Annotated in this window: 21 protein-coding genes; 9 read left to right on the plus strand and 12 right to left on the minus strand. The window is 61.2% G+C overall.

The genetic code is table 11. The features are described from left to right. Positions 1-91: 91 nt before the first annotated feature. From pepN to AC1Q6Y_RS15935, 6 genes are read right to left on the minus strand one after another with little or no spacing between them, the layout of a single operon-like run. Complete coding sequence (pepN, locus tag AC1Q6Y_RS15910; RefSeq protein WP_492624796.1) at positions 92-2,749, minus strand: aminopeptidase N; 2,658 nt, start codon at positions 2,747-2,749, stop codon at positions 92-94. A 10-nt stretch (positions 2,750-2,759) separates the two neighbouring features. Further along, positions 2,760-3,590: a DUF2797 domain-containing protein gene (locus tag AC1Q6Y_RS15915; RefSeq protein WP_492624797.1), complete on the minus strand. Its 831-nt coding sequence runs from the start codon at positions 3,588-3,590 to the stop codon at positions 2,760-2,762. After that, a complete protein-coding gene (locus AC1Q6Y_RS15920) occupies positions 3,587-3,847 on the minus strand; it encodes a YeaC family protein (protein ID WP_053158810.1) in 261 nt (86 codons plus the stop codon). The genes AC1Q6Y_RS15915 and AC1Q6Y_RS15920 overlap by 4 nt, the downstream gene beginning before the upstream one ends. A gap of 32 nt (positions 3,848-3,879) precedes the next feature. Further along, positions 3,880-4,749 (minus strand): rhomboid family intramembrane serine protease, encoded by an 870-nt coding sequence (locus AC1Q6Y_RS15925; protein WP_492624798.1) that lies wholly within the window; start codon positions 4,747-4,749, stop codon positions 3,880-3,882. Beyond that, on the minus strand, positions 4,746-5,720 hold the full coding sequence (locus AC1Q6Y_RS15930) for a metallophosphoesterase (protein ID WP_371319467.1): 975 nt from the start codon (positions 5,718-5,720) through the stop codon (positions 4,746-4,748). The genes AC1Q6Y_RS15925 and AC1Q6Y_RS15930 overlap by 4 nt, the downstream gene beginning before the upstream one ends. After that, a complete protein-coding gene (locus AC1Q6Y_RS15935; protein ID WP_008016128.1) occupies positions 5,717-6,607 on the minus strand; it encodes an NAD(+) kinase in 891 nt (296 codons plus the stop codon). The genes AC1Q6Y_RS15930 and AC1Q6Y_RS15935 overlap by 4 nt, the downstream gene beginning before the upstream one ends. A gap of 117 nt (positions 6,608-6,724) precedes the next feature. Between AC1Q6Y_RS15935 and AC1Q6Y_RS15940 the strand changes: the two genes are divergently transcribed. After that, entirely contained in the window at positions 6,725-7,675 is a 951-nt protein-coding gene (locus tag AC1Q6Y_RS15940; protein WP_218498215.1) for a DUF1853 family protein, read from the plus strand. A gap of 196 nt (positions 7,676-7,871) precedes the next feature. Here the strand turns inward: AC1Q6Y_RS15940 and AC1Q6Y_RS15945 are convergent, their stop codons facing one another. Next, positions 7,872-8,432 carry an NADPH-dependent FMN reductase gene (locus tag AC1Q6Y_RS15945; protein WP_154860111.1) on the minus strand — a complete coding sequence of 187 codons (561 nt, stop codon included), beginning with the start codon at positions 8,430-8,432 and terminating at the stop codon, positions 7,872-7,874. A 174-nt stretch (positions 8,433-8,606) separates the two neighbouring features. Here AC1Q6Y_RS15945 and AC1Q6Y_RS15950 point away from each other — a divergent pair, with 174 nt between their 5' ends. Together AC1Q6Y_RS15950 and AC1Q6Y_RS15955 are read left to right on the plus strand one after the other, a co-directional pair. Beyond that, on the plus strand, positions 8,607-8,834 hold the full coding sequence (locus AC1Q6Y_RS15950) for a hypothetical protein (protein ID WP_057715028.1): 228 nt from the start codon (positions 8,607-8,609) through the stop codon (positions 8,832-8,834). Positions 8,835-8,922: 88 nt separating this feature from the next. Continuing rightward, on the plus strand, positions 8,923-9,816 hold the full coding sequence (locus AC1Q6Y_RS15955) for a LysR family transcriptional regulator (RefSeq protein WP_057715029.1): 894 nt from the start codon (positions 8,923-8,925) through the stop codon (positions 9,814-9,816). On the opposite strand, the gene AC1Q6Y_RS15960 is transcribed toward AC1Q6Y_RS15955, so the two are convergent. The 5 genes from AC1Q6Y_RS15960 to AC1Q6Y_RS15980 all read right to left on the minus strand — a co-directional run bounded on the left by AC1Q6Y_RS15960 (position 9,782) and on the right by AC1Q6Y_RS15980 (position 15,083). Next, complete coding sequence (locus AC1Q6Y_RS15960; protein WP_057715030.1) at positions 9,782-10,396, minus strand: GNAT family N-acetyltransferase; 615 nt, start codon at positions 10,394-10,396, stop codon at positions 9,782-9,784. The two genes, AC1Q6Y_RS15955 and AC1Q6Y_RS15960, sit on opposite strands and share 35 nt — an antisense overlap. 14 nt (positions 10,397-10,410) lie before the next feature. Then, positions 10,411-12,666, minus strand: coding sequence for an Orn/Lys/Arg family decarboxylase (locus AC1Q6Y_RS15965; RefSeq protein WP_090455012.1), 2,256 nt, complete (start codon positions 12,664-12,666; stop codon positions 10,411-10,413). 141 nt (positions 12,667-12,807) lie between these two features. Beyond that, positions 12,808-13,566 carry a DNA polymerase III subunit epsilon gene (gene dnaQ, locus AC1Q6Y_RS15970; protein WP_046037200.1) on the minus strand — a complete coding sequence of 253 codons (759 nt, stop codon included), beginning with the start codon at positions 13,564-13,566 and terminating at the stop codon, positions 12,808-12,810. Between the two features lie 213 nt (positions 13,567-13,779). Continuing rightward, positions 13,780-14,232 (minus strand): ribonuclease HI, encoded by a 453-nt coding sequence (gene rnhA / locus AC1Q6Y_RS15975; RefSeq protein WP_007979123.1) that lies wholly within the window; start codon positions 14,230-14,232, stop codon positions 13,780-13,782. A 92-nt stretch (positions 14,233-14,324) separates the two neighbouring features. Beyond that, positions 14,325-15,083 carry a class I SAM-dependent methyltransferase gene (locus AC1Q6Y_RS15980; RefSeq protein ID WP_007988453.1) on the minus strand — a complete coding sequence of 253 codons (759 nt, stop codon included), beginning with the start codon at positions 15,081-15,083 and terminating at the stop codon, positions 14,325-14,327. 65 nt (positions 15,084-15,148) lie between these two features. On the opposite strand from AC1Q6Y_RS15980, the gene gloB reads away from it, so the two are divergent. The 6 genes from gloB (at position 15,149) to AC1Q6Y_RS16010 (ending at position 23,414) form a co-directional block, all read left to right on the plus strand. Next, the gene (gloB, locus tag AC1Q6Y_RS15985; RefSeq protein WP_057715032.1) at positions 15,149-15,916 is read left to right on the plus strand and encodes a hydroxyacylglutathione hydrolase; all 768 of its coding nucleotides are present in this window, start codon (positions 15,149-15,151) and stop codon (positions 15,914-15,916) included. A 99-nt stretch (positions 15,917-16,015) separates the two neighbouring features. Further along, complete coding sequence (locus AC1Q6Y_RS15990; RefSeq protein WP_057715033.1) at positions 16,016-17,446, plus strand: transglycosylase SLT domain-containing protein; 1,431 nt, start codon at positions 16,016-16,018, stop codon at positions 17,444-17,446. Between the two features lie 210 nt (positions 17,447-17,656). Next, the gene (locus AC1Q6Y_RS15995) at positions 17,657-19,477 is read left to right on the plus strand and encodes an extracellular solute-binding protein (RefSeq protein WP_492624841.1); all 1,821 of its coding nucleotides are present in this window, start codon (positions 17,657-17,659) and stop codon (positions 19,475-19,477) included. After that, complete coding sequence (locus tag AC1Q6Y_RS16000) at positions 19,474-21,315, plus strand: extracellular solute-binding protein (protein WP_492624799.1); 1,842 nt, start codon at positions 19,474-19,476, stop codon at positions 21,313-21,315. The genes AC1Q6Y_RS15995 and AC1Q6Y_RS16000 overlap by 4 nt, the downstream gene beginning before the upstream one ends. 4 nt (positions 21,316-21,319) lie before the next feature. Continuing rightward, positions 21,320-22,393, plus strand: a complete 1,074-nt coding sequence (locus tag AC1Q6Y_RS16005; RefSeq protein WP_057715036.1) for a microcin C ABC transporter permease YejB — start codon at positions 21,320-21,322, stop codon at positions 22,391-22,393. A 1-nt stretch (position 22,394) separates the two neighbouring features. Next, positions 22,395-23,414, plus strand: a complete 1,020-nt coding sequence (locus AC1Q6Y_RS16010) for an ABC transporter permease (protein ID WP_492624800.1) — start codon at positions 22,395-22,397, stop codon at positions 23,412-23,414.

The raw sequence follows: 23,414 nt of genomic DNA on the forward strand, positions 1-23,414 counted from the left end.
ACCGCCAGCCGCCGTTACCGCAGCAACGGATATGTACTCAATCAACCAAGAACCTGGTCGGCCCAAAGGCCGCCAAGTTCAAAAGCCAAGATCAAGCCAAACTCTTGCTGACCACTTCAAACACATCACTGGACAACTGCCCCGAAGCCCGAATCCGCTCCAGCTCTGCCTTCATCAAAGCCTGACGAGCACTGTCGTACTTGCGCCAGCGAGTCAAAGGCGCCAACTGCCGAGAAGCTATCTGCGGATTGAAGCCATTCAACTCGATCACCAAATCCGCCAGGAAGCGATACCCGGAACCATCAGCGGCATGGAAGTTGATCAGGTTCTGCCCGGCAAACGCACCGACCAGTGCCCGCACCTTGTTCGGATTCTTGATGTTGAACGCAGGATGCTGCATCAACTGACGAACCCGCTCCAGACCACCAGGCAACACGCTGCCAGCCTGGACGCTGAACCACTGATCCATGACCAACGGGTTGTCCTTGAAGTGTTCGGCGAAGCTGGCCAGCGCCTTGGCCTTCTCGGCTTCGAACGGTGAATTGACCAACACGGCAAGTGCGGTCAGGCGCTCGGTCATGTTGTCGCACGAATCGAACTGCTCCAGAGTCGCAGCCAGGACTTGCGGCTTGCCGCTGAGCATCAGGTAGGACAACGCGATGTTCTGCAAGCCACGACGGGCGAAGTGTTCAGCCTCGGCCACGTACGGCGTCTGCTTCGACAACTCGCGATTGGCCTGATAACGCAGCCACAAACCTTCGAACAACGCGTCAGCCAGTTGCTTACGGGCAAATTCACGCGCCGTGTGAATCGCTTCGACATCCGCCACTTCACTGATCTCGGTCAGGTACGCCTCGCTTGGCAGAGAGAGCATTTCCGCGACCATCGCCTGATCCAGCGACTCATCCGAAAGCACCGTGCGCAACGCTGACACCAGACGCTGATCGAGTACCAGCGCTTCGCCCTTCTGCTGCTGGGCGATCAGCTCTTGCAGCACCTGCACCGACAGCTGCTGGCCGGCATCCCAGCGGTTGAAGCCGTCGCTGTCATGCTGCATCAGGAACATCAGCTGATCACGGTTGTACGGGAAGCTCAATTTCACTGGCGCCGAGAAGCCGCGCAGCAACGACGGCAACGGTTGTTCAGCGATGTCGACGAAGGTGAAAGTCTGCTCGGCTTCGGTCACCGAAATGACCCGCGAGGTGCCTTGCGCGGTGGCTTCACCGGACAGACGCAGGGCAATCGCTGCCCCTTTGGAATCCAGCAGCCCCAGTTCGACCGGGATCACGAACGGCAGTTTTTGCACCTTGTCCGGGGTTTCCGGGCAGCTCTGACGGAAGGTCAGGCTGTAGGTTTTCGCAGCGGCGTCGTAGGACTCAGTTACCGCCAGGCGCGGTGTACCGGCCTGGCTGTACCAGCGCTTGAACTGGGTCAGGTCAACGCCATTGGCTTCTTCCATGGCCTTGATGAAGTCATCGCAGGTCACGGCCTGGCCGTCGTGGCGTTCGAAGTACAGGTCGCTGCCTTTACGGAAGCCTTCGGCGCCGAGCAAGGTGTGGATCATGCCGACCACTTCCGAGCCCTTTTCGTACACGGTCAGGGTGTAGAAGTTGGAAATCTCGATGAAGCTGTCCGGGCGCACGGCGTGGGCCATGGGGCCGGCGTCTTCGGCGAACTGGTGGGTACGCAGGTACGCCACATCCTGGATGCGCTTGACCGTGGCCGAGTTCATGTCCGAGGAGAAACCGGCATCGCGGAACACGGTGAAGCCTTCCTTGAGCGACAACTGGAACCAGTCGCGGCAGGTCACGCGGTTGCCCGACCAGTTGTGGAAGTACTCGTGGGCGACGATCGCCTCGACCCGCTGGTGCGCGGCATCGGTGGCGGTTTCGGCCTTGGCCAGCACGGCGCTGGAGTTGAAAATGTTGAGGCCCTTGTTTTCCATGGCGCCCATGTTGAAGTCATTCACGGCGACGATCATGAAGATGTCCAGGTCGTACTCGCGACCGTAGACCTCTTCGTCCCAGCGCATGGATTTCTTCAGGCTGTTCATCGCGTGCTGGCACTTGTCGATGTTTTCCGGCTCGACGTAAATGCGCAGCGCCACGTTGCGCTCGCTCATGGTGGTGAAGCTGTCTTCGACGCACCACAGATCGCCGGCCACCAGCGCAAACAGATACGCCGGTTTCTTGAACGGGTCTTCCCAGGTCGCCCAGTGCCGGCCCTCTTCACCGGGACCGGAAGCGATCGGGTTGCCGTTGGACAGCAGCACCGGATAACTGTGTTGTTCGGCGACGACTGTGGTGGTGAAGGTGCTCATCACGTCCGGGCGGTCGAGGTAATAGGTGATCTTGCGAAAACCTTCAGCCTCGCACTGGGTGCAGAACATCGTGCCGGACTTGTACAGGCCTTCCAGCGCGGTATTGGTTTCCGGGTGGATCCGGACGCTGGTATCGACCGTGAAGGTGGTGCTGGTCGGGTGCAGGGTCAGGTGATTCTCGGTCAGCTGATACTGCGCCTCGGAAAGCTCCTGGTCGGCAAGAGTGACCGACAGCAGTTCCAGCTGCTGGCCGTCCAGCACCAGCGGCGGCAGGCCCGGGCCGCGCTCGGGGTTGCGGCGCATCACCAGTTGCGCATGGACCAGGCTGTGGTCCTCGTACAACTCGAAGGTCAGGTGCGTTTCGTCGATCAGGTACTCGGGCGCCTGATAGTCCTTGAGGTAGATCATCTTCGGTTGTTCGGTGCGCATGCTGGAGTCCTTACTGATGCACGGCGAGCTGGTAAGCCGTGTATTTACGAATGTTGATCACGCCGGTGTCGAAGATCAGGTATTGACCCTTGATCCCCATCAGCGTGCCTTCGGCAATCGGGTTCTTGTCCAGGTTGAAGCTGACGATCTTCGCCGGGTACTGCTCGACCGGGTAGCGGATTTCCAGCGGTTCGACGTCGGTCACCGGCTGGATCGCCTGCAAGCCAAATCGCTGCTGCAACCCGAGCAAGCCTTCGGCACAGCTGTCGAACAGTTGATCGCGGACCTCGGCCAGGTTCACCGCCGCCGCATCGCCCTTGAGCAAAGCGCGCCAGTTGGTCTTGTCGGCCACCTGGCTGCGCAACAGATCCTCGACGAAACCGGACTGCTGGCGAGTCGATACGCGCATGATCGGCAAGGCCTGGCTCGCACCCTGGTCGAGCCAGCGGGTCGGCAACTGGGTGGCGCGGGTAATCCCGACTTTGACCCCCGACGAATTGGCCAGGTACACCACGTGATCGGTCATGCAGAACTTCTGGCCCCACTCAGGCTCCCGGCAGGTGCCAGCCTCGAAGTGGCAGCGCTCCGGGCTCATGATGCACACGTCGCACTGGGCCAGTTTGGTCATGCACGGGTAGCAGTAACCCTGGCTGAAACTGGTCTTGGTCTTGCGTCCGCAATGGGTGCAGTGGATCGCGCCCAGGTATTCCAGGCGCACCGTGGTACCGATCAACGGATTGACCGGGACCTCGATTTCGCCCAGACGAAATGCGTATTGCACGTTCGACCCGTCCAGGCGCGCCGACATTTTGCTGATTGCACCGCGGCCAATCTCGATCAATGGATGGCATCCGACTTGAACAGGATATTGGGCACTTGAATCGACTTGGAGCTGCATTCCTGCGGGCCCATGTAGCCGGTGCGCTGGTCCTCTGGCAGGTTCTGGATTTCCCAGGCGATCATCGCCTGCAGCGACAGCTCGCGTTGTTCGGCGGTGAGCTTGCCACCGTCGGACCATTTGCCGATTTCCACGGCCAGTTTCAGGCTCTCGTAGATATCGGGGGTGATGTTCTTGATCATTTCGTTAAAAGAGGACATTGGGTCTCCGTCTCTTTATTGCATGTTCTGAATTAGGCGGCCAGTTTACGGCGGTTATACAAACCGCCCAACAAACCGGTGAAGCATCCGATGAGTAACCCGCTGACGTGGGCCGCGTTGGCGATCTCGCCGAAGCCGATCATCGAGACCAGCCCGGACAGGCACAGCAGCAACCACACCAGCATCATCACCAGCACGCCTCGCGGCAGGCGATAGGCCGGGTTCGGCGCCAGCAACTGGAAGATCCAGCAATGCCCGAGCAGGCCGTACAGTACGCCGGACAAACCGCCGAATAAGGTCGGGCCGCTGAAGAAATACTGGGCAAAGTTCGACACCAGGCTGAACAGCAAGGTCAGGCCGATCAGGTTGATACTGCCCTGGCGCGACTCGATGCGCCGCCCCAGCTCCCAGTACCACATGCCGTTCATCGCCAGGTGCAGGATGCCGAAGTGGATCAGCATCGGCGTGAACAGGCGCCACCACTGCCCCGCCGCCAGGCTGTCGGCCAGTGGCGTGAAGTGGATGTATTCGCCGACCACGCGGAACTCGAGGAAGGTCAGCCAGCGCATCGTTTCAAGGTTGTCGCCCAGCATGGTCACCGCGCCGACAACCAGGCTCAGCAGCAGCACCAGCGCGGTGGCCCTGGCGTATTTCAACTGCTCGACGAACCCCGGGCGCTTGACGGTATGCGCCACCGGAATGTCCAGTTGCTGGTCGGGATCGCCCGCGGGAAATCGCTCGTACAGCGCACGCACGTCTTCACTGATATTGTCCGGCACCCACAGCACCTGCTCGCCAGCTTCCTCGCTGACCCGATGGGGCACTTGCATGCGCTTGAGCAGGGTGACGAACCCGCTCAAGTCCACCGCCAGGGGCAGACGCAATACCGCTACAGCACTCATTGCAGCACCTCCGGCCGCTCGACATCGACCCAGACGAATTTTTGCGGATCCAGGCGGGTTTCCTGATCCAGTCGGTAGGCAACCAGTTTGCCGTACAGCACTGCGCTGTAATCCAGACAGGCCAGGTTCGGCCGGATCGGTGCCGGCTTGCCGCTGCGCCAGTAATGGCCGACGAACAACAGCGGCTCATCGATGCCATAGCGCAGCAAACTGTTCTTTTCGGTGGACGACAGCGGCGTCCGGGCCACGGGTTCCGGCAGTGCATCCGGTTGGAACACGATGTCGCCGTAGGTTTTCGGATCGTCTTCCCAGAACTTGGTGCGGAAGAACGAACGCACCAGGCCGTCGCCGCTGGTCATCGTCAGGCCATGGGGCAAACGCATGTCCGTGCCGCGCAGCAGCCGGTCGAATACGGTGCAGGCAAAAGAGCCCGACTCCGCCGACGCCTGGAGAAAATGCTCGTCGACGCAGCCGTTGGGGAACAACGCCCGCAGCGGCTCGATCAGCCCGGCGTCCCAGCAGGCGTGGACCACGCGAAAACGCCCGGCATCGACGAACAATGGCAACTGGTAGAACCATTGCTGGAAGTCGTGCCAGTCACCCGGATGGTGTTCGAACTGGGTCAGGGTTTCGTGCAGCAGGCGGGCATGGCGCGGCGTGTGCTCACGCACGAACTGCTTGCCGCTACCGGGCAGTGCCGGCGTGCTCCAGCCCAGCGCATTGAACTCGTGGTTGCCCATGATGCACAGCGCCTGACCGGCCTCGACCATGTCGTGGACGATATGCAGTGCCTCGCGAATCCGCGGGCCGCGGTCGATGATATCGCCGACGAACACCGCCATGCGCGAGGCATGTCGCCAGACGCCACCCTGCTTGTGATAACCGAGTCGGTCGAGCAAGTGCTCCAGGGTCAGAGCGCAACCGTGCACGTCACCGATCAGGTCGTAGCTACGCGCGGGATCGAGCATCAGTCGCCTCCACCCCCCAACTTGCTGCCCCAGCCAAGCTTGGTCCGGCAGACTTCATAGTAATTGTGGTCCAGCGGATGGATCAGCCGCAGTTTCTGAGCTTTCTTGCTGACGGTAATGGTGTCGCCCGGTGCGCAGGTGAAGTGGTTCTGCCCGTCGCACGAGACTTGCGGGTAAATCTGCATATCCTTGGACACGACGATTTTCAGCTCACTGTTGCCATCGACCACAATCGGTCTACCCGACAAGGTATGGGGGTACATCGGCACAATCACAATAGCGTCGAGCTTGGGATGCATGATCGGCCCGCCGGCGGACAACGCATAGGCGGTGGAACCGGTCGGCGTCGCGACGATCAGGCCGTCGGCCTTCTGGCTGCAGACGAACTGGCCGTCGATGTACAGCTCGAACTCGATCATTCGCGTGGATTTGCCGGGGTGCAGCACGACGTCGTTCAGTGCATCGCCCTGGCCGATGGCCTCACCGTGGCGGCGGACTTCGGCCTGCAACAAAAAGCGGTTTTCCACCAGATAGTGGCCATCCAGCACTTCGGCGACCTTGGTTTCCAGCTCATCGGGACGGATATCGGTGAGGAAACCCAGGCTGCCCCGGTTGATGCCGAGCACCGGAATATTGTGTTTGGCCAGCGCCCGGGCGGCACCGAGCAGGCTGCCGTCACCACCGACCACGATGACCATGTCGCAGACTTCGCCGAGCATCTTGCGCGACGAGGTTTGCAAGCCGTGCCCTGGCAGCACTTCGGCGATGGTGTCTTCGAGGATCACGTGCAGGTGACGATCGAGCAGAAACCGTTTCAGTCGGCGGACGGTATCCAGCACCTGGGAACTGCCCAGGCGACCGATGATGCCGATATTGCGAAATTGCTCCATGGGGCTCCTGCGGGGATCTGCGTGGCGGCGAAAACCACGATTATGGGCGAAAGCCGCCCGTAGACAAAATCCTTTCAGCTTCAAGGGTGTGCCCGGGTTTCGGGCTATGCTCGCAAGATGATGCTATTTCCGGATTTGCTCCACCTGCCCCATCAGTTACGCCATCCCGAAGTGCGTGACCTGGCGTGGGTCATCCTCGCGCCGCCCATGCTGGACAATACCCCGTGGCCGCAGCGTCACCCGCTGGCCGGTAGCGACTGGGTGCAGGCACCGGATCGGCTGGAGCATTGGCTGCGGCAGCTGGATCGGGACAGTTATGGCCTGCTGCACTGGCTGGCCCAGGCCCGGACCCGGCGCCTGGGTTTGTACTACGAACGCCTCTGGCAATTCGCCGTGCAGCATGCGCCGGGCATTGAACTGATTGCCGCCAACATGCCGATTCGCCGCGAAGGGCACACCCTCGGTGAACTGGACATGCTGCTGCGCGACCGCGACGGCGTGCATCACCTGGAACTGGCGATCAAGCTCTACCTTGGCCCGCAATCCGGCGACGGACACGACACCGCCAAGTGGCTGGGCCCGGGCTGCCACGACCGGCTCGACCGCAAACTGGCGCACCTGAGCCAGCATCAATTGCCGATTTCCACACGCCCCGAGAGCCGTGAAGTGCTCGCGGCGCTGGATATCCAGGCGTTCAGCGCACATTTATGGCTGGGGGGTTACTTGCTGTACCCGTGGCCCGGACAAGCCGCCCCGCCATTGGGTGCCCATCCACAGCATTTGCGGGGTCGCTGGTTGCATCAAAAGGATTGGCCGGCGTTGTTGGCCCAAAGCCCGCCCGGTCGCTGGCAACCCCTGCCCCGTCACGCCTGGCTGGCGCCGGCGCATTATTCGGCGGAGCACACCTGGAACCCCGGACAGATGCAGGCGTGGCTGGATGACCTGGACCCGCTGGCGCCAGCACAACTGCTGGTACGCCTGACGGAAAATGCCAGCGGCGACTGGGAAGAGGCCGAGCGATTGTTTCTGGTGGCGGATCTTTGGCCGAATGTGCCGGGCAATGCCTGAGTTTTGCGTTGTCTGAGCCGGCCCCATCGCGAGCAAGCTCGCTCCCACATTGGAACTCAGCCGTATACACGCCTTGTATCCACTGAAGATCCCTGTGGGAGCGAGCTTGCTCGCGATAGGGTCAACCCGGTCCAAAGAGACAACCGTATCCCCGATTGTCCAACGCTCCGCCGGACAAAGCGCCGGCCAATGACCATCAGTCTTTCTTGTGCTGCTCGACCCATTGCCCGTAGGCATTGATGAAACTTTGCAGGAACGGCTTTACCGACTCGGACAACTTGCCCGATTCGTCGAACGCCGAACCGGCGTTCCCCAGATAGGCCTCCGGTTGCTGCATCATCGGCACATTGAGAAACACCATGGATTGACGCAGGTTGTGATTGGCACCAAACCCGCCGACGGCCCCCGGCGACACACTGATAACGGCTCCCGGCTTACCGCTCCAGGCGCTTTTCCCATATGGACGCGAGCCCACGTCAATCGCGTTTTTCAACGGTGCCGGCACCGACCGGTTGTATTCCGGGGTCACGAACAACACCGCGTCGGATGAGCTCACCTGTTGTCGGAAAGTGCTGTAGGCTGCCGGCGGTGAAGCGCCATCGATATCTTCGTTATAGAGCGGCAGATCGCCAATTTCGACGATGTTGAGCTTGAGATTGGCCGGCGCCAATTCTATCAGGGCCCGTGCGACCTTGCGGTTGATCGATTCCTTTCTCAAGCTGCCGACCACGACGGCGATCGTATAGACGTTGCTCATAAGATTTCTCGACTGTCCGATAGGAAGAGCTTGTAGTTATAGATGACGATTCAAACAGCGGGCGACCGAAAACCCCGTCCCTGACTATTTTTTTCCCATAGGAAAACTTACCTCGCCCAAGCACGGTCTACAGTGCCGCAAATTGAGTGATTTATCTCCAGAGGTTCTAAGCAGATGGCAGCAGTACTCGTCGGTCAGTTCCATGCAAGAGACGCGCAAGGCCGCATTTATTCGGTGCACGAGTTTCAGGACTCCACCCCGGCGGCAGAAGGTTCAGGGCCTGTCACCACCTACAAACTGGCCATTGGCGACCGCGTCAACAAGGTCGACGACAATGAATTCATGCTGGTGCAAACCGGCGTGACCATTACCCGCGAACCGCAAATCGCCAGCGCTTCATAACCCGTCGTTATGAGCAGAAGTCATATGCACGGACTTGGGGTAGGATTCAGCCACTGACTCCTCCACCTGCTGAACATGGACTTCACGCATGCGCTTACGCCATATCGAAGTGATCCAGGCACTCTTGCAGACCGGTCACCTGGGCACCGCCGCCGAATGGCTGCAGTTGCCGGTGGCCGAAGTCGAGCGCTTGCTGCGCGACGCCGAGGATCAGTTGGGTTTCATGCTGTTCGCCAGCGTGCGCGGACGATTGCAGGCCACCCGCGAAGCGCGGGAACTGCAGGTGGAAATTGCCCGGGTCTACGATGCGCTCGAACCGGTGCAGCGCCTGGCCAACAGCCTCAGGCAATACCTGGCGCCGCCGCTGCGCATCATTTGCACCCCTCCCCTGGCCAACCAATTGTTGCCACACAGCATCGCGGCCCTGCGCCGACGCCTGCCCGATGCGCCTTGCACGCTGCTGAGCCAGCCCACCCGCGACATCGTCAGAAGCCTGCTGCTGCGTGAAAGCGATCTGGGCCTGAGCCTGCATGACCCCGATCACGCCGACCTCGACTGCCATGTGATTGCCCAGGGCAAACTCCAGTTGCTCGCCCCCCATGGCTGGCTGCAACCGAAACAGAAATACATTTCACTGCAGGATCTGGCCGGCCAATCAATGATCGGCCTGGAGGGGCAGGACCCGTTGAGCCCGGCGCTGGAAAACAAACTGCACGGTTTGCGCCCTGCCCCGGTGATTCAGACCCGGGTCCAGACGCATCAGATGATGCGCAGCATGGTCGAGGCCGGCGAAGGCCTGGCCATCGTCGACCCCTTCACCGCCCTCGGCGCCAAAGCCTCGGGGCTGGACACCTGCCCCCTGGCGCCAGCGGTCCCGATCAGCCTCTACGCCCTGACCTTGAAAAACGCCGAACCCTCTCCGGCGGTTCAGACGCTGTTAACCATCGTCACGGAACAAGCCGCGGCGATGCTGACGAACTGAACGGATTTTCCAGCGGGTTTTCGAACAATCGATACCAGAACAGCGCCACTTCGGCGGTGTTCGGATCGATGCCGCGATAGCGCAGGTGGTCGATCCCACCAATCACGTAACCGCAGCGTTCATAGAGCCTGCAGGCCCCCAGGTTGTTGTTCTGGGTTTCGAGCATGATGCCTGGCAGCTTTTTCTTGCGGCTCCAGAACTGCGCCACATCCAGCAGGGCCTTGGCCACGCCATGCCGCCGGGCCGGTGCGTGCACCGCCAGCTCGTCGATATGGGCAAAGCCGTTCCAGTTGGTGCTGACCACCAGGTGCCCCACGGGCTGGTCATCCAGATAAGCCATGAAAATCGCGCTGTCGGCAGAATCGCGAAAGCTGCTGAATTCCTCGGGATCGATGCCGTAGCACTTGCGATAAGGCGTGATCGGGGTGACAGGCCACTGTGCCACCGGCGCTCCTATTTGTGCCGCACCGTAGGCCGCGACTTCAAAACTGAAATCACTGCCCCAGATATAGGCGGCAAAACCCTCGTCGGCAACCCGTACCGACAACCCTGGATAATTCGGATTTATAACCGGCTGCATACTGGGAAATGTCCTCATTCCTTGATGCAATCGACGGTGTAGCACCGTCCACTGCCCTGATCTTCATGTTGCAATCCGTGCACATCAGCAACGAATCCCGGAAAACTGCTATCGAACGTGCGGGCAAACGCCAGGTAATCGATGATCGAGCGGGTCGACTCGGTAAAGCGCTCACCCGGCATGATCAGCGGAATGCCGGGTGGGTACGGCACCAGCATCACCGCAGCGATCCGCCCGTCCAGCGCATCGATCGACACGGCTTCGACTTCACCCCGCACCAATTGATCATAGGCGTCCGCCGGCTTCATCGCGACTTCCGGCAGAACGGTGTACATGCGCTTGAGGTGCCTGGCGGTGGCATTGCTGCGATAACAGGCATGCAACTGATCGCACAGATCACGCAGCCCCATGCCCTGATAGCGTGCGACATTCTCTTGCGCCACACAGGGCAGGCAACTGGCCAGACTGACGTTGGCGTCATAGCTGCGCTTGAACTCCAGCAGTTCGGTGAGCAGCGTGCTCCACTTGCCCTTGGTGATGCCCATGGAGAACAACACCAGGAACGAGTACAGCCCGGTCTTCTCGACCACCAGGCCGCGCTCCCACAGGAACTTGCTGACCACCGCTGCCGGAATCCCGCGCTCGCTGAGGGCGCCACCGGCCGTCAATCCCGGCATCACCAGCGTGACCTTGATCGGGTCGAGCAGCACATAGTCGTCGGTCACGCCGCCAAAGCCGTGCCAGTCGGCATCGGGTTGCAGCAACCAGTCCTCGGTGACGACCCGCTCGATGCCTTCCGCCGACGGCGGTTGCCAGATCGAGAACCACCAGTCATCGGCGGCAATGTGCTGGCGCAAATTGGCCAGCGCACGGCGAAAACTCAGGGCTTCGTCGAACATTTCCTGCAGCAGCGAACGCCCGGCCGGCCCTTCCATCATCGCCGAAGCCACATCCAGCGAGGCGATGATGCCGTACTGCGGCGAGGTCGAGATGTGCATCATGAATGCTTCGTTGAAGCGATCCCGATCCAGTTGCCGCGCACCGCCATCGCGCACGTGAATCATCGATGCCTGACTGAAGGCCGCCAGCAACTTGTGGGTCGAATGGGTGGTGAACACCAACGGGCTGTCTTCATCACGGGAGGTGCCCATGCCGTAGCGCCCGGCAAAGAACTCATGAAACGCTGCATAGGCGTACCAGGCCTCGTCGAAGTGCAACACCTCAACGCTATTGCCCAGTTGCTGCCTGATCAGCTCAGCGTTGTAGCAGAGGCCGTCATAGGTTGAATTGGTCACCACGGCAAGCTTGACCTTCGGTGAACGCCCCTTGGTCAGCGGACTGGCGTCGATCTTGGCCTGGATCGATTCGCGACTGAACTCACTCAGGGGAATCGGGCCGATGATCCCCAGTTCATTACGCTCAGGACACAAGTACAGTGGGATGGCGCCGGTCATGATGATCGAATGCAGCACCGACTTGTGGCAATTGCGGTCCACCAGCACCAGGTCATCGCGGGCGACCACCGAGTGCCAGACAATCTTGTTGGCCGTGGACGTGCCATTGATCACGAAAAAGGTGTGATCGGCGCCGAAATTGCGTGCTGCACGGGCCTCGGCTTCAGCCAGGGGGCCGGTATGATCGAGCAAGGAGCCGAGCTCCGGTACCGACACCGAAAGATCCGAGCGCAGGGTGTTTTCCCCGAAAAACTGGTGAAACGCCTGCCCGACCGGGCTCTTGTGGTACGCCACGCCACCGCCGTGACCGGGGGTGTGCCAGGAATAGTTGGAATCCGCCGTGTGCTGCACCAACGCCTTGAAAAACGGCGGCAGCAGGCCATCGAGGTACTTGCGCGCGGCGCGGGCCACCTGCCGGGCGAGAAAGGGCACGGTGTCCTCAAACAGATAAAGAATGCCGCGCAACTGATTGAGCTCGGCCATGGCGTCGGCGGGTGCGTTTTCCAGGGTCACTTTTTCGCCCAGGGCGAAGATCGGCAGATCCGGTGCACGCACCCGCGCCAGACCGATCAGTTCGGCCATGTTTTGCAACAAATGAGAATGGGTGCTGGCGTCTTCAGAGGCAATCAACATGCAGGACAGGCCGTGGTAAGTCGACGCCACCAGTCGTCCTTCGGTGTAGTCCACCGCCGAAACGACGCTGAACCCTTCCTGCTCCAGCTCCCGGGCAATCCCCCGCACGCGGTCACCGGCAACGCTGTCGGCCTTGATGTCGCGATGAACGATCAGGACCGGGAATTTCAAGTCTTTGTACATGAGGCTCAGCGTCCTGAGGCGGCAGACCAGAGCCTGCCAATCACCTCAGGGTAGAGTGTTGCAGCGGATGTGGCGAGCGGGATGCACCAACTTGTGGCGACGAGGGAGTTTCCCTGTGGCGAGCATCTGCCAAACAGGGTGTTATGCCTGCGCTTCAGCCTCGGCCAACTGCACCCACAACGCCGGGGCACCAGCGGATTTGCCGATGATTTCCAGGCGCGCCGCGTGGCGGGCCAGGTCGTCTTCACTGGCGCGGATGATGCGCGTCGGCTGACGGTCCGCCGGCAAACGGCGAATCTCGGTGGCCGAATTGTCCGCACCTTCACCCGAGCCATTGCCATCGGAGGCATTGCCGGCCAGGGACAGACTGGTCTGCCCCCCGGTCATGGTCAGGTAGACGTCGGCAAGAATCTCGGAGTCGAGCAAGGCGCCGTGCAGTTCACGGCCGGAGTTGTCGACGCCATAGCGTTTGCACAGGGCGTCGAGGCTGTTGCGCTGCCCCGGGTGACGTTCCCGGGCCATCATCAGGGTGTCGAGGATCGAGCAGTGCTGCGTGATGTCCGCGCGGTCCTGTTGGCCCATCAGGGCGAATTCGTTGTTGATGAAGCCAACGTCGAACGCCGCGTTATGGATGATCAGCTGCGCGCCCTTGATGAACTCGAAGAACTCTTCGGCCACCTCGGCAAAACGCGGCTTGCCCACGAGGAATTCATTGGTGATGCCGTGGACGCCGATCGCGCCCTCGTCACTTTCGCGATCGGGTTGCAGGTACACGTGGAAGTGCCGGCCCGTCAGGCGTCGGCCGATCAACTCGACACAGCCGATTTCGATAATCCGGTGGCCGTCGGTCACCGGCATGCCGGTGGTTTCGGTGTCGAGTACAACGGATCTGGTGGCCATCAGTGCTCAGCTCTCAATCGGTCAATCGTGCAAAAGCGGCGATGTTAACACGCTCGCCGGGGTCTTTCAGGTACACCGAGTCGCCGCCTTCGCGAGCAAGCCCGCTCCCACATTGAATCGGCGTCGGCTCACAACTTTGTGGACGACACGAATCCAGTGTGGGAGCGGGCTTGCTCGCGAAGGCCACGGCGCGGTGCATCGGCAGTACCCGAATCAGCCCTGCTTGTACCCACGCACTTCATCCACACCACGGTTGGCCAACTGGTCGGCCCGTTCGTTGCCGTGATGACCAATGTGTCCGCGCACCCATTTCCAGGTGACCTTGTGACGGTTGACCTGCTCGTCGAGCAACTTCCACAGGTCAGCGTTTTTCACCGGTTCCTTCGCCGCGGTTTTCCAGCCGCGCTTCTTCCAGTTGTCCATCCACTCGTTGATGCCTTTCATCACGTACTGCGAGTCGGTCACCAACAACACCTCGCAGGGACGCTTGAGTTCCTCCAGGCCACGGATCGCGCCCATCAGCTCCATGCGGTTGTTGGTGGTATTGGCTTCGCCGCCCCAGAGTTCCTTTTCGACGCCCTTGCACACCAGCAGTGCGCCCCAGCCGCCAGGACCAGGGTTGCCTTTGCAGGCGCCGTCGGTGAACAGTTCTACGCTATCGCTCATGCCAATCTATCCAGAAAATGCGCTGGCCCGCCGATCGCTGATCGACGACGCCCGAAGCCGGGACATGCCCGGCCACAAATGAAAAGTGTGTATTACGGTTCGATGTTGCGCCGGTTGACCTTGGCCATCGGCAACGGGATCAGCTTGCCCATCGGTTCGCGCCGCTCCTGACGGACCGGTCGCAAGCCCACCACGATCTTGCGCGCCACCAATAAATAGAAGCCGCCGCCCGACAGTTGCCAGTCACCGGCCTTGCGCTCCCAACCGGCCAGGCGGGTCTGCCACGCCGGTGACGCAAGCGGCGGACGATAGCACCCGAAGCGACGTTTCTCCAGCGCGAAACCCAGCAGGTTCAGCCAGTCGGCGACCCGTGACGGCGAAATGCAGCGCGCCTTGCGCAGCGCATCCTGGGCAAACACATGCCGCAGGCCCCAACTGCTCCAGGGGTTGATGCCAATGATCAGCAAATGCCCGCCGGGACGTACGCTGCTTGCCGCCTCGCGAAGCAGGCCGTGGGGCGACAGGCAGAAATCCAGGCCATGCTGCAGCACCACCACATCGGCAGCATGCTCGCTCAGCGGCCAGGCCTGCTCCTCACAAACGATCTCGACCCCCGGCAACGGCGCACCAAGGCGTACATTGCGCTGTACCTGAGGGGCAGACGGCGGAGTCTGGGCCGAGGGACCGTAATGCACCAGATAGCCACCAAAGAACCGCCCGAGCTCGTCTTCGAGCATGCGCCGCTCTTCGTCCAGCAGAAATTGCCCGAGGGGACCGGCCAGCCACTCGCGGGCGGCGCTGATCAACGCCAGCCAGTCAGGATCGGCTTGTGCGAACGCTTTATCAGTCATTGCATTCTCCAACGCGCCAGGAAGTTCTAAGATGCGCCAATGTTTTCCGCTTGGCGAATCCGACGATGATACAGATCACTGCCCTGCCCGCCTTCACCGACAACTACATCTGGTTGTTACAAGACCACGGCAGCAAGCGCTGCGCGGTCGTCGACCCGGGTGATGCCGGCCCCGTACAAGCCTGGCTTGCGGCCAATCCGGGCTGGGTACTGAGTGATATTTTGATCACTCATCACCATCATGACCACGTCGGCGGCGTCGAACAGCTGAAAAAAGCGACGGACGCGAAAGTCTATGGTCCGGCCAGCGAAACGATCCCGGCGCGGGACGTTGCGCTCAAGGACAACGACAAGGTCTGCGTGCTCGGCTGGGACTTCGACGTCCTCGCAGTCCCTGGCCACACCCTGGGGCACATCGCCTATTACCATCACGGCTTGCTGTTCTGCGGCGACACACTGTTTGCTGCCGGCTGCGGACGCTTGTTCGAAGGCACGCCACAGCAAATGTACAGTTCGCTGACACGCCTGGCCGGGTTGCCGGAAGACACGCTGGTGTACTGCACCCATGAATACACCCTCGGCAACCTGAAGTTTGCCGCGGCCGTCGAACCGAACAACCCGCACACCGCCGAGCGCCTGGCCAAAGTCACCCGCCAACGGGAATCCGGGATCATGACGCTGCCGTCGACACTGGCGCTGGAAAAGCTAACAAACCCGTTTTTGCGCTCCGGCGAAACATCCGTTAAAGAAAAAGCGGACGAACGGACCGGCACCGATAACTCGGCGCCCGATATGGTTTTTGCGGCGCTTCGGGCGTGGAAAGACAGGTTCTAAAGGGGCCTATCAAGATTGCAACAATTCTGAAAGGTTGACCGCGCAGGGTGCGCTTCCTAGAATCGCCCGACATTTTTGCCCGGAACTTACTTCCAGCCAATGTCGTCACCTATTCGCAAAGCCATCAGTTCAGACGCATTGACCCGCTTGGCTCAAGCCATTGCGGTGGCTGTGTCCGCCACCCTGGCGGGCTGTTCCAGCCATGCGCCGCAGACCGATGCGGCGCACACGCAGAACATCGCCGCGCGCGCCAAGCAGAAGCCGATCTGGCTCAGCGAAAAACCCAGCCCGCAAATTCCCCAGGACGTCTGGGAGCGCATGCGCCAGGGCTTCCAGCTGCAAGACGGGCTGGGCGTCAACCCGCGCATCGAGCAACAGCGCCTGTGGTTCGCCAGCAATCCATCTTTCCTCGAAAACGCCGGCGAACGTGGCAGCCTCTACATTCACTACATCGTCGAACGCCTTGAAGAACGCAACATGCCGCTGGAACTGGCCCTGCTGCCAGTGATTGAAAGCGCCTACAACCCGATGGCCTATTCCCGGGCCAACGCGGTGGGTCTTTGGCAGTTCATCCCGTCCACCGGGCGTTACTTCAACCTGCGTCAAACCCGCTTCTATGATGGCCGTCGCGACATCACCGCGTCGACCACCGCCGCCCTGGATTACCTGACCCGCCTGCACGACATGTTCAACGGCGACTGGATGCTGGCCCTGGCGGCCTACAACGCCGGCGAAGGCACCGTCAGCCGGGCCATTGAGCGCAACGAACGCCTCGGCCTGCCGACCGACTACTGGAACCTGCCGCTGCCCTCTGAAACCCAGGCCTATGTGCCAAAGTTGCTGGCACTGTCACAGGTGGTGATGGCGCCGGAAGCCTACGGCGTGAACCTCAATCCGATCGCCAACGAGCCCTACTTCCAGGTCGTCGAAATCAACCAGCGCATGGACCTGTCCAAGGTTGCTGAAGTTGCCAACATCGACGAAGACGAACTGTTCCAGCTCAACCCGGCCTTCAAGCAGCGCACCACCCTCGATGGCCCGCAACATCTGCTGGTGCCGACCTCCAAGGCGCAATTGCTGACCAGCAGCCTGCAGACCATGCGTCCTGAAGAACTGATCAGCAAGAAATCGCTCAAGCCGGTCTTCGAAGGTGCCGACGACAGCCAGGTCGCCAGCGTCAAGCGTTCCTATCGGGTCAAGCGGGGTGACAACCTCGGTTCCATCGCCAAGGCCAACAACGTTGACGTGAAGGACCTGCAACGCTGGAACAAACTGAGCGGCAAGAACCTCAAGCCGGGCCAGACCCTGGTCATGCAGGACAACAGCAAACGCAACTCCGGGCGCGTCAACACCGTGATTGCAGCCAATACCAAAAAGCAGCAGGCCAAGTACAAGGTCCAGCAAGGCGACTCGCTGTACATCGTGGCCAAGCGCTTCAACGTAGAGATGCAGCACCTCAAGCGCTGGAACCCGCGTGTCGGCCAGGCGCTCAAGCCTGGTCAAATGTTGACGGTGGCCAATCCGCACTAACTGTAGGAGCGAGCCTGCTCGCGAAAAACCCAAGGGCACCGAGTTGATTCAGGTGCCCCGCGTCATCATTGACCACCATCGCGAGCAAGCTCGCTCCTACAGGAATGCGATCGCCCGGATCCCCCGTCTTTTTCCTGTCCATACAAGCTGTTACTGTACGGTCCACAAAGCCCAAGCCGCCTGGATCGGATCCCCTATTTGAAGCGTCCCCTGCCCCTGCTCCTGATCAGCCTGGCCTTGAGCTCCACCGCAAGCGCGACGATCAGCGAAAGCCATGGTTATGCGCAGTTCGGCACGCTCAAGTACCCGGCCCGATTTACCCACTTCGACTGGGTCAACCCGCAAGCGCCCAAGGGCGGTACTTTGCGGGTGATGGCGTTTGGCACCTTCGACACGCTCAACCCCTACACCTTCAAGGGCACCAGCCCGGTCACCACGCCGAGTTTCCTGCAATACGGCATCAACGAGCTAAACGAACCGCTGATGGTCGGCACGGGGCAGTACGCACCTTCGGGTGACGAGCCCGCGTCCAGCTACGGCCTGATTGCCCAGTCGGTGGAGTACAACGAGAACCGCAGCTGGGTGGTGTTCAACCTGCGTCCCGAAGCACGCTTCCATGACGGCACGCCGATCACCGCCTACGACGTCGCGTTCTCCTATCGCGTGTTGCTCAAGGAAGGCCATCCGCTGTACCGCACCAGCCTTCAGGAAGTGTCACGGGTCGACATCCTCAACCCGCAGCGCATCCGTTTCGTGTTCAAGCGTGCCGGCAATCCGCTGCTGATCCTGCGCCTGGGTGAAATGCCGGTGCTGGCGCAGCACTACTGGAAAGGCCGCGACTTCAAGGCCACCACTTTCGAGCCGCCGCTGGGCAGCGGGCCGTATCGCATCACCTCGGTTACGCCAGGACGACAGATCGTCTTCGAACGGGTCAAGGATTACTGGGGCAAAGACCTGCCGGTCAATCGCGGCAAGTACAACTTCGACCACATGGAAGTCGAGTTCTACCGCGACAGCGTCGTGGCGTTCGAGGCGTTCAAGGCCGGTGAGTTCGACATCTATATCGAGCACCAGGCGAAGAACTGGGACACCGGCTACAACTTCCCCGCCGTACGCCGCGGCGAGGTGATCAAGGCGCAGATTCCCCATCAGATCCCGACCCAGACCCAGGGCCTGTTCATGAACAGCCGCCGTCCGGCTTTCTCGGACACCAAGGTCCGTGAAGCGCTGGGGCTGATGTTCAACTTTGAATGGACCAACCGCTCGCTGTTCGGCGGCGCCTACCAACGCGCCATGAGCTATTACCCCAACAGCGAGTTCTCGGCCAGCGGTTTGCCGGTCGGACATGAATGGCTGCTGCTCAAGCCCTATCGCGAGCAACTGCCGGCCAGGCTCTTTACCGAGCCGTTCAGCCTGCCGCAGACCGATGGCCGCGGCATTCCCCGGGAGACCCTGCGCAAAGCCCTCGGCCTGCTCGCCGAAGCCGGCTGGAAGCTCAATGGCCAGCGCGTGCAAAACACCGCCGGGCAGCCGCTGCGCCTGGAACTGCTGCTGGTCAACCCGAACCTGGAACGCATCCTCCAACCTTACGTCGAGAACCTGGCCAGCATCGGCATCGACGCGCGGCTGCGCACGGTCGATCGCGCGCAATACAAGCAGCGCCTCGACCAGTTCGATTTCGACATGATTCTGATGACCCTCAACCAGACACTCAGCCCGGGCCTGGAACAATGGCAGTACTTTCACTCCAGCCAGGCCGGGGTCAAGGGCAGCAAGAACTACGCCGGCATTGCCAACCCGGTGGTCGACCATTTGCTCGAACAGTTGCTGGCCGCCCGGACCCGCGATGAACAGGTCGCCGCCGGCAAGGCCCTCGACCGCGTGCTGCTGTGGCAGCACTACATCGTTCCCAACTGGTACCTCAATTATCACCGCCTGGGGTACCGCAACCGGCTCGCCTTCGTCACCACGCCGCCCTACACCCTGGGCCTGAACGCGTGGTGGCTGAAATCTTCGGAGAAAGATCAATGAAACCCATCCGTGCCCTGCTCCTGCAGGCCAGCGGTCTGCTGTTCGCCGGGCTGGCCTGCGCCGCCCCGCAACATGCCGTGACCCTGTATAACGAACCGCCGAAATACCCGGCCGATTTCAAACACTTCGACTACGTCAACCCGGACGCGCCCAAGGGCGGGATTTTCCGCCAGGCCGGTTTCGGCGGCTTCGACAGCCTTAACCCCTTCATCAGCAAAGGCGTGCCGGCGGACGATATCGGCAACATCTACGACACCCTGGCCAAGCAAGGCCTGGACGAGCCGTTCACCGAGTACGGCTTGATCGCCCGCCTGATCGAGAAAGCCCCGGACAACGCCTGGGTGCGCTTCTACCTGCGCCCCGAAGCACGTTTCCATGACGGCCATGCGGTACGCGCCGAGGACGTGGTGTTCAGCTTCCAGATGCTGACCAAGGACGGCGCGCCGATGTACCGCGGCTACTACAGCGATGTGGCCGAAGTGATCGCCGAAGACCCGCTCACCGTACTGTTCAAGTTCAAGCACACCAACAACCGCGAGTTGCCGCTGATCCTCGGCCAGTTGCCGGTGCTGCCCAAGCACTGGTGGGCCGACCGCGACTTCAACAAGGGCAACCTGGAAATCCCGCTGGGCAGTGGCCCGTACAAGGTCAGCGAAGTGAAAGCCGGACGCTCGGTGCGATACGAGCGGGTCAAGGACTACTGGGGCAAGGACCTGCCGGTCAATCGCGGTTTCTACAACTTCGACGTGATGACCACCGACTACTACCGCGACAACACCGTCGCCCTGGAAGCGCTCAAGGCCGGGCAGTTCGACTACTGGCTGGAAATGACCGCGAAGAACTGGGCCAACGCCTACAACATTGCGGCGGTCACCGAAGGTCGTCTGGTCAAGGAACAGATTCCCAACGGCAATCCCACCGGCATGCAAGGGTTCGTGTTCAATATGCGCCGCCCGGTGTTCCAGGATGTGCGGGTGCGCCAGGCCCTGTCGCTGTTGCTGGATTTCGAATGGACCAACAAGCAACTGTTCAACGGTGCCTACGCGCGTACCCGCAGTTATTTCGAGAACTCGGAAATGGCCGCCACCGGCCTGCCTGACACCGATCAGGTGGCGATCCTCGAACCGTTCCGCAGCAAGCTTGCGCCGCAGGTGTTCAACGAATCCTTCCAGAACCCGACCACCGACGGCAGCGGCATGATCCGCGCCCAGCAACGGCAAGCCTATCAATTGCTGCAGGAGGCCGGCTGGCGCATCGTCGATGACAAGATGGTCGACGCCACCGGCAAGCCGGTGGTCATCGAGTTCCTGTTGGCCCAGACCGAATTCGAACGGGTGCTGCTGCCGTTCAAACGCAACCTGAGCGACCTGGGCATCGATCTGGTGATCCGCCGGGTCGACGTCTCGCAGTACATCAACCGCGTGCGTTCCCGGGACTTCGACATGATCGTCGGCAGCTTCCCGCAGTCCAACTCGCCGGGTAACGAACAACGGGAATTCTGGATGTCGGACGCCGCCGACAAGCCCGGCAGCCGCAACTCCATGGGCCTGAAGGATCCGGTGGTCGATCAACTGGTCGAGCAACTGATCAACGCCGATTCGCGCAACAGCCTGGTGGCCCACGCCCGCGCGCTGGACCGAGTACTGCAATGGGGCTATTACGTAATACCCAACTGGCACATCAAGACCTGGCGCGTGGCGTACTGGAACCACATCGGCCATCCCAAGGTCTCGCCTAAATACGATATCGGCACGGCCACCTGGTGGGTCAAGCCGGACATCAAGCCGGCAATAGAAGTCGAAACCACACTGCAGGCCGATCCTGCGGGCACGGAGTAATCAGATGCTGGCGTACATTTTTCGGCGACTGTTGCTCATCATTCCGACCCTGTTCGGCATTCTGCTGATCAACTTCGTGATCATCCAGGCGGCCCCCGGTGGACCGGTGGAGCAGATGATCGCCAAGCTCGAAGGCTTCGAGGGCGCCACCAGCCGCATCGCCGGCGGTGGTGCCGAAGTCTCGGTGGCAGGCTCGGCCTATCGCGGCGCCCAGGGCCTGGACCCGGCGCTGATCAAGGAAATCGAGCACATGTACGGCTTCGACAAATCGGCGCCGGAACGCTTGTGGATCATGGTCAAGAACTATGCATCCCTGGATTTCGGCGACAGCTTCTTCCGCGACGCCAAGGTCATCGACCTGATCAAGGAAAAGATGCCGGTGTCGATCTCCCTCGGGCTGTGGAGCACGCTGATCATGTACCTGGTGTCGATCCCGCTGGGGATCGCCAAGGCCAAGCGGCACGGCAGCCACTTCGACGTCTGGACCAGTTCGGCGATCATTGTCGGCTACGCGATCCCGGCGTTCCTGTTCGCCATCCTGTTGATCGTGGTGTTCGCCGGCGGCAGTTACCTGGACTGGTTCCCCTTGCGCGGGCTGACCTCCAACAACTTCGATGAACTGAGCATGGGCGGCAAGATCCTCGACTACTTCTGGCACCTGGCGCTGCCGGTGACCGCGCTGGTCATCGGCAACTTCGCAACCATGACCCTGCTGACCAAAAACAGCTTCCTCGACGAGATCAACAAGCAATACGTGATCACCGCCAGGGCCAAGGGCCTGACCAACCACCGCGTGCTGTACGGCCACGTGTTCCGCAACGCCATGCTGCTGGTGATCGCCGGGTTTCCTTCGGCCTTCATCGGCATCTTCTTCACCGGCTCGTTGCTGGTGGAGGTGATCTTCTCCCTCGACGGCCTCGGCCTGATGAGTTTCGAGGCGGCGATCAACCGCGATTACCCGGTGGTGTTCGGCACGCTGTTCATCTTCACCCTGCTCGGGCTGGTGGTGAAACTGATCGGCGACCTCACCTACACCTTTGTCGATCCGCGCATCGACTTCGAAAGCCGGGAGCATTGAGATGAACCTGTCCCCTCTCAATCGCCGCCGCTTCGAACTGTTCAAGGCCAACAAGCGTGGCTGGTGGTCGCTGTGGCTGTTCCTGATCCTGTTCGGCGCAAGCCTGGGTGCCGAGTTGATCGCCAACGACAAGCCGCTGATGGTGCACTACGACAACAACTGGTACTTCCCGGCGCTCAAACGCTACCCGGAAACCACCTTTGGCGGCGAATTTCCGCTAGAGGCGAACTACAAGAGTCCGTACATCCGTGAACTGCTCAAGGCCAAAGACGCCTGGGTGCTGTGGGCGCCGATTCCCTACAGCTACCAGAGCATCAACTACGACCTGAAAGTCCCGGCCCCGGCCCCGCCCTCGACGGACAACCTGCTGGGCACCGACGATCAGGGCCGCGACGTGCTGGCCCGGGTGATCTACGGCTTCCGCATTTCGGTGCTGTTCGCCCTGACCCTGACCGTGCTCAGCTCGATCATCGGCGTGATCGCCGGGGCCTTGCAGGGTTTCTACGGCGGCTGGGTGGATCTGGCCGGGCAGCGGTTCCTGGAAATCTGGTCCGGATTGCCGGTGCTGTACCTGCTGATCATCCTTGCCAGTTTCGTGCAGCCCAACTTCTGGTGGTTGCTGGGGATCATGCTGCTGTTCTCGTGGATGAGCCTGGTGGACGTAGTGCGCGCCGAATTCCTGCGTGGGCGCAACCTGGAATACGTGCGCGCCGCGCGCGCCCTGGGCATGCAAAACGGCGCGATCATGTTCCGTCACATCCTGCCCAACGCGATGGTCTCGACCATGACCTTCATGCCGTTCATCCTCACCGGCGCCATCGGTACGCTGACCGCCCTGGACTTCCTCGGCTTCGGCTTGCCGGCGGGCAGCCCGTCCCTGGGTGAACTGGTGGCCCAGGGCAAATCCAACCTGCAGGCGCCGTGGCTGGGCATCAGCGCCTTCGCCGTGCTGGCCTTGATGTTGAGTCTGCTGGTGTTCATCGGCGAGTCCGCTCGCGATGCCTTCGACCCGAGGAAGTGA

This window comes from Pseudomonas sp. GW823-FHT06E10, assembly GCF_058794995.1.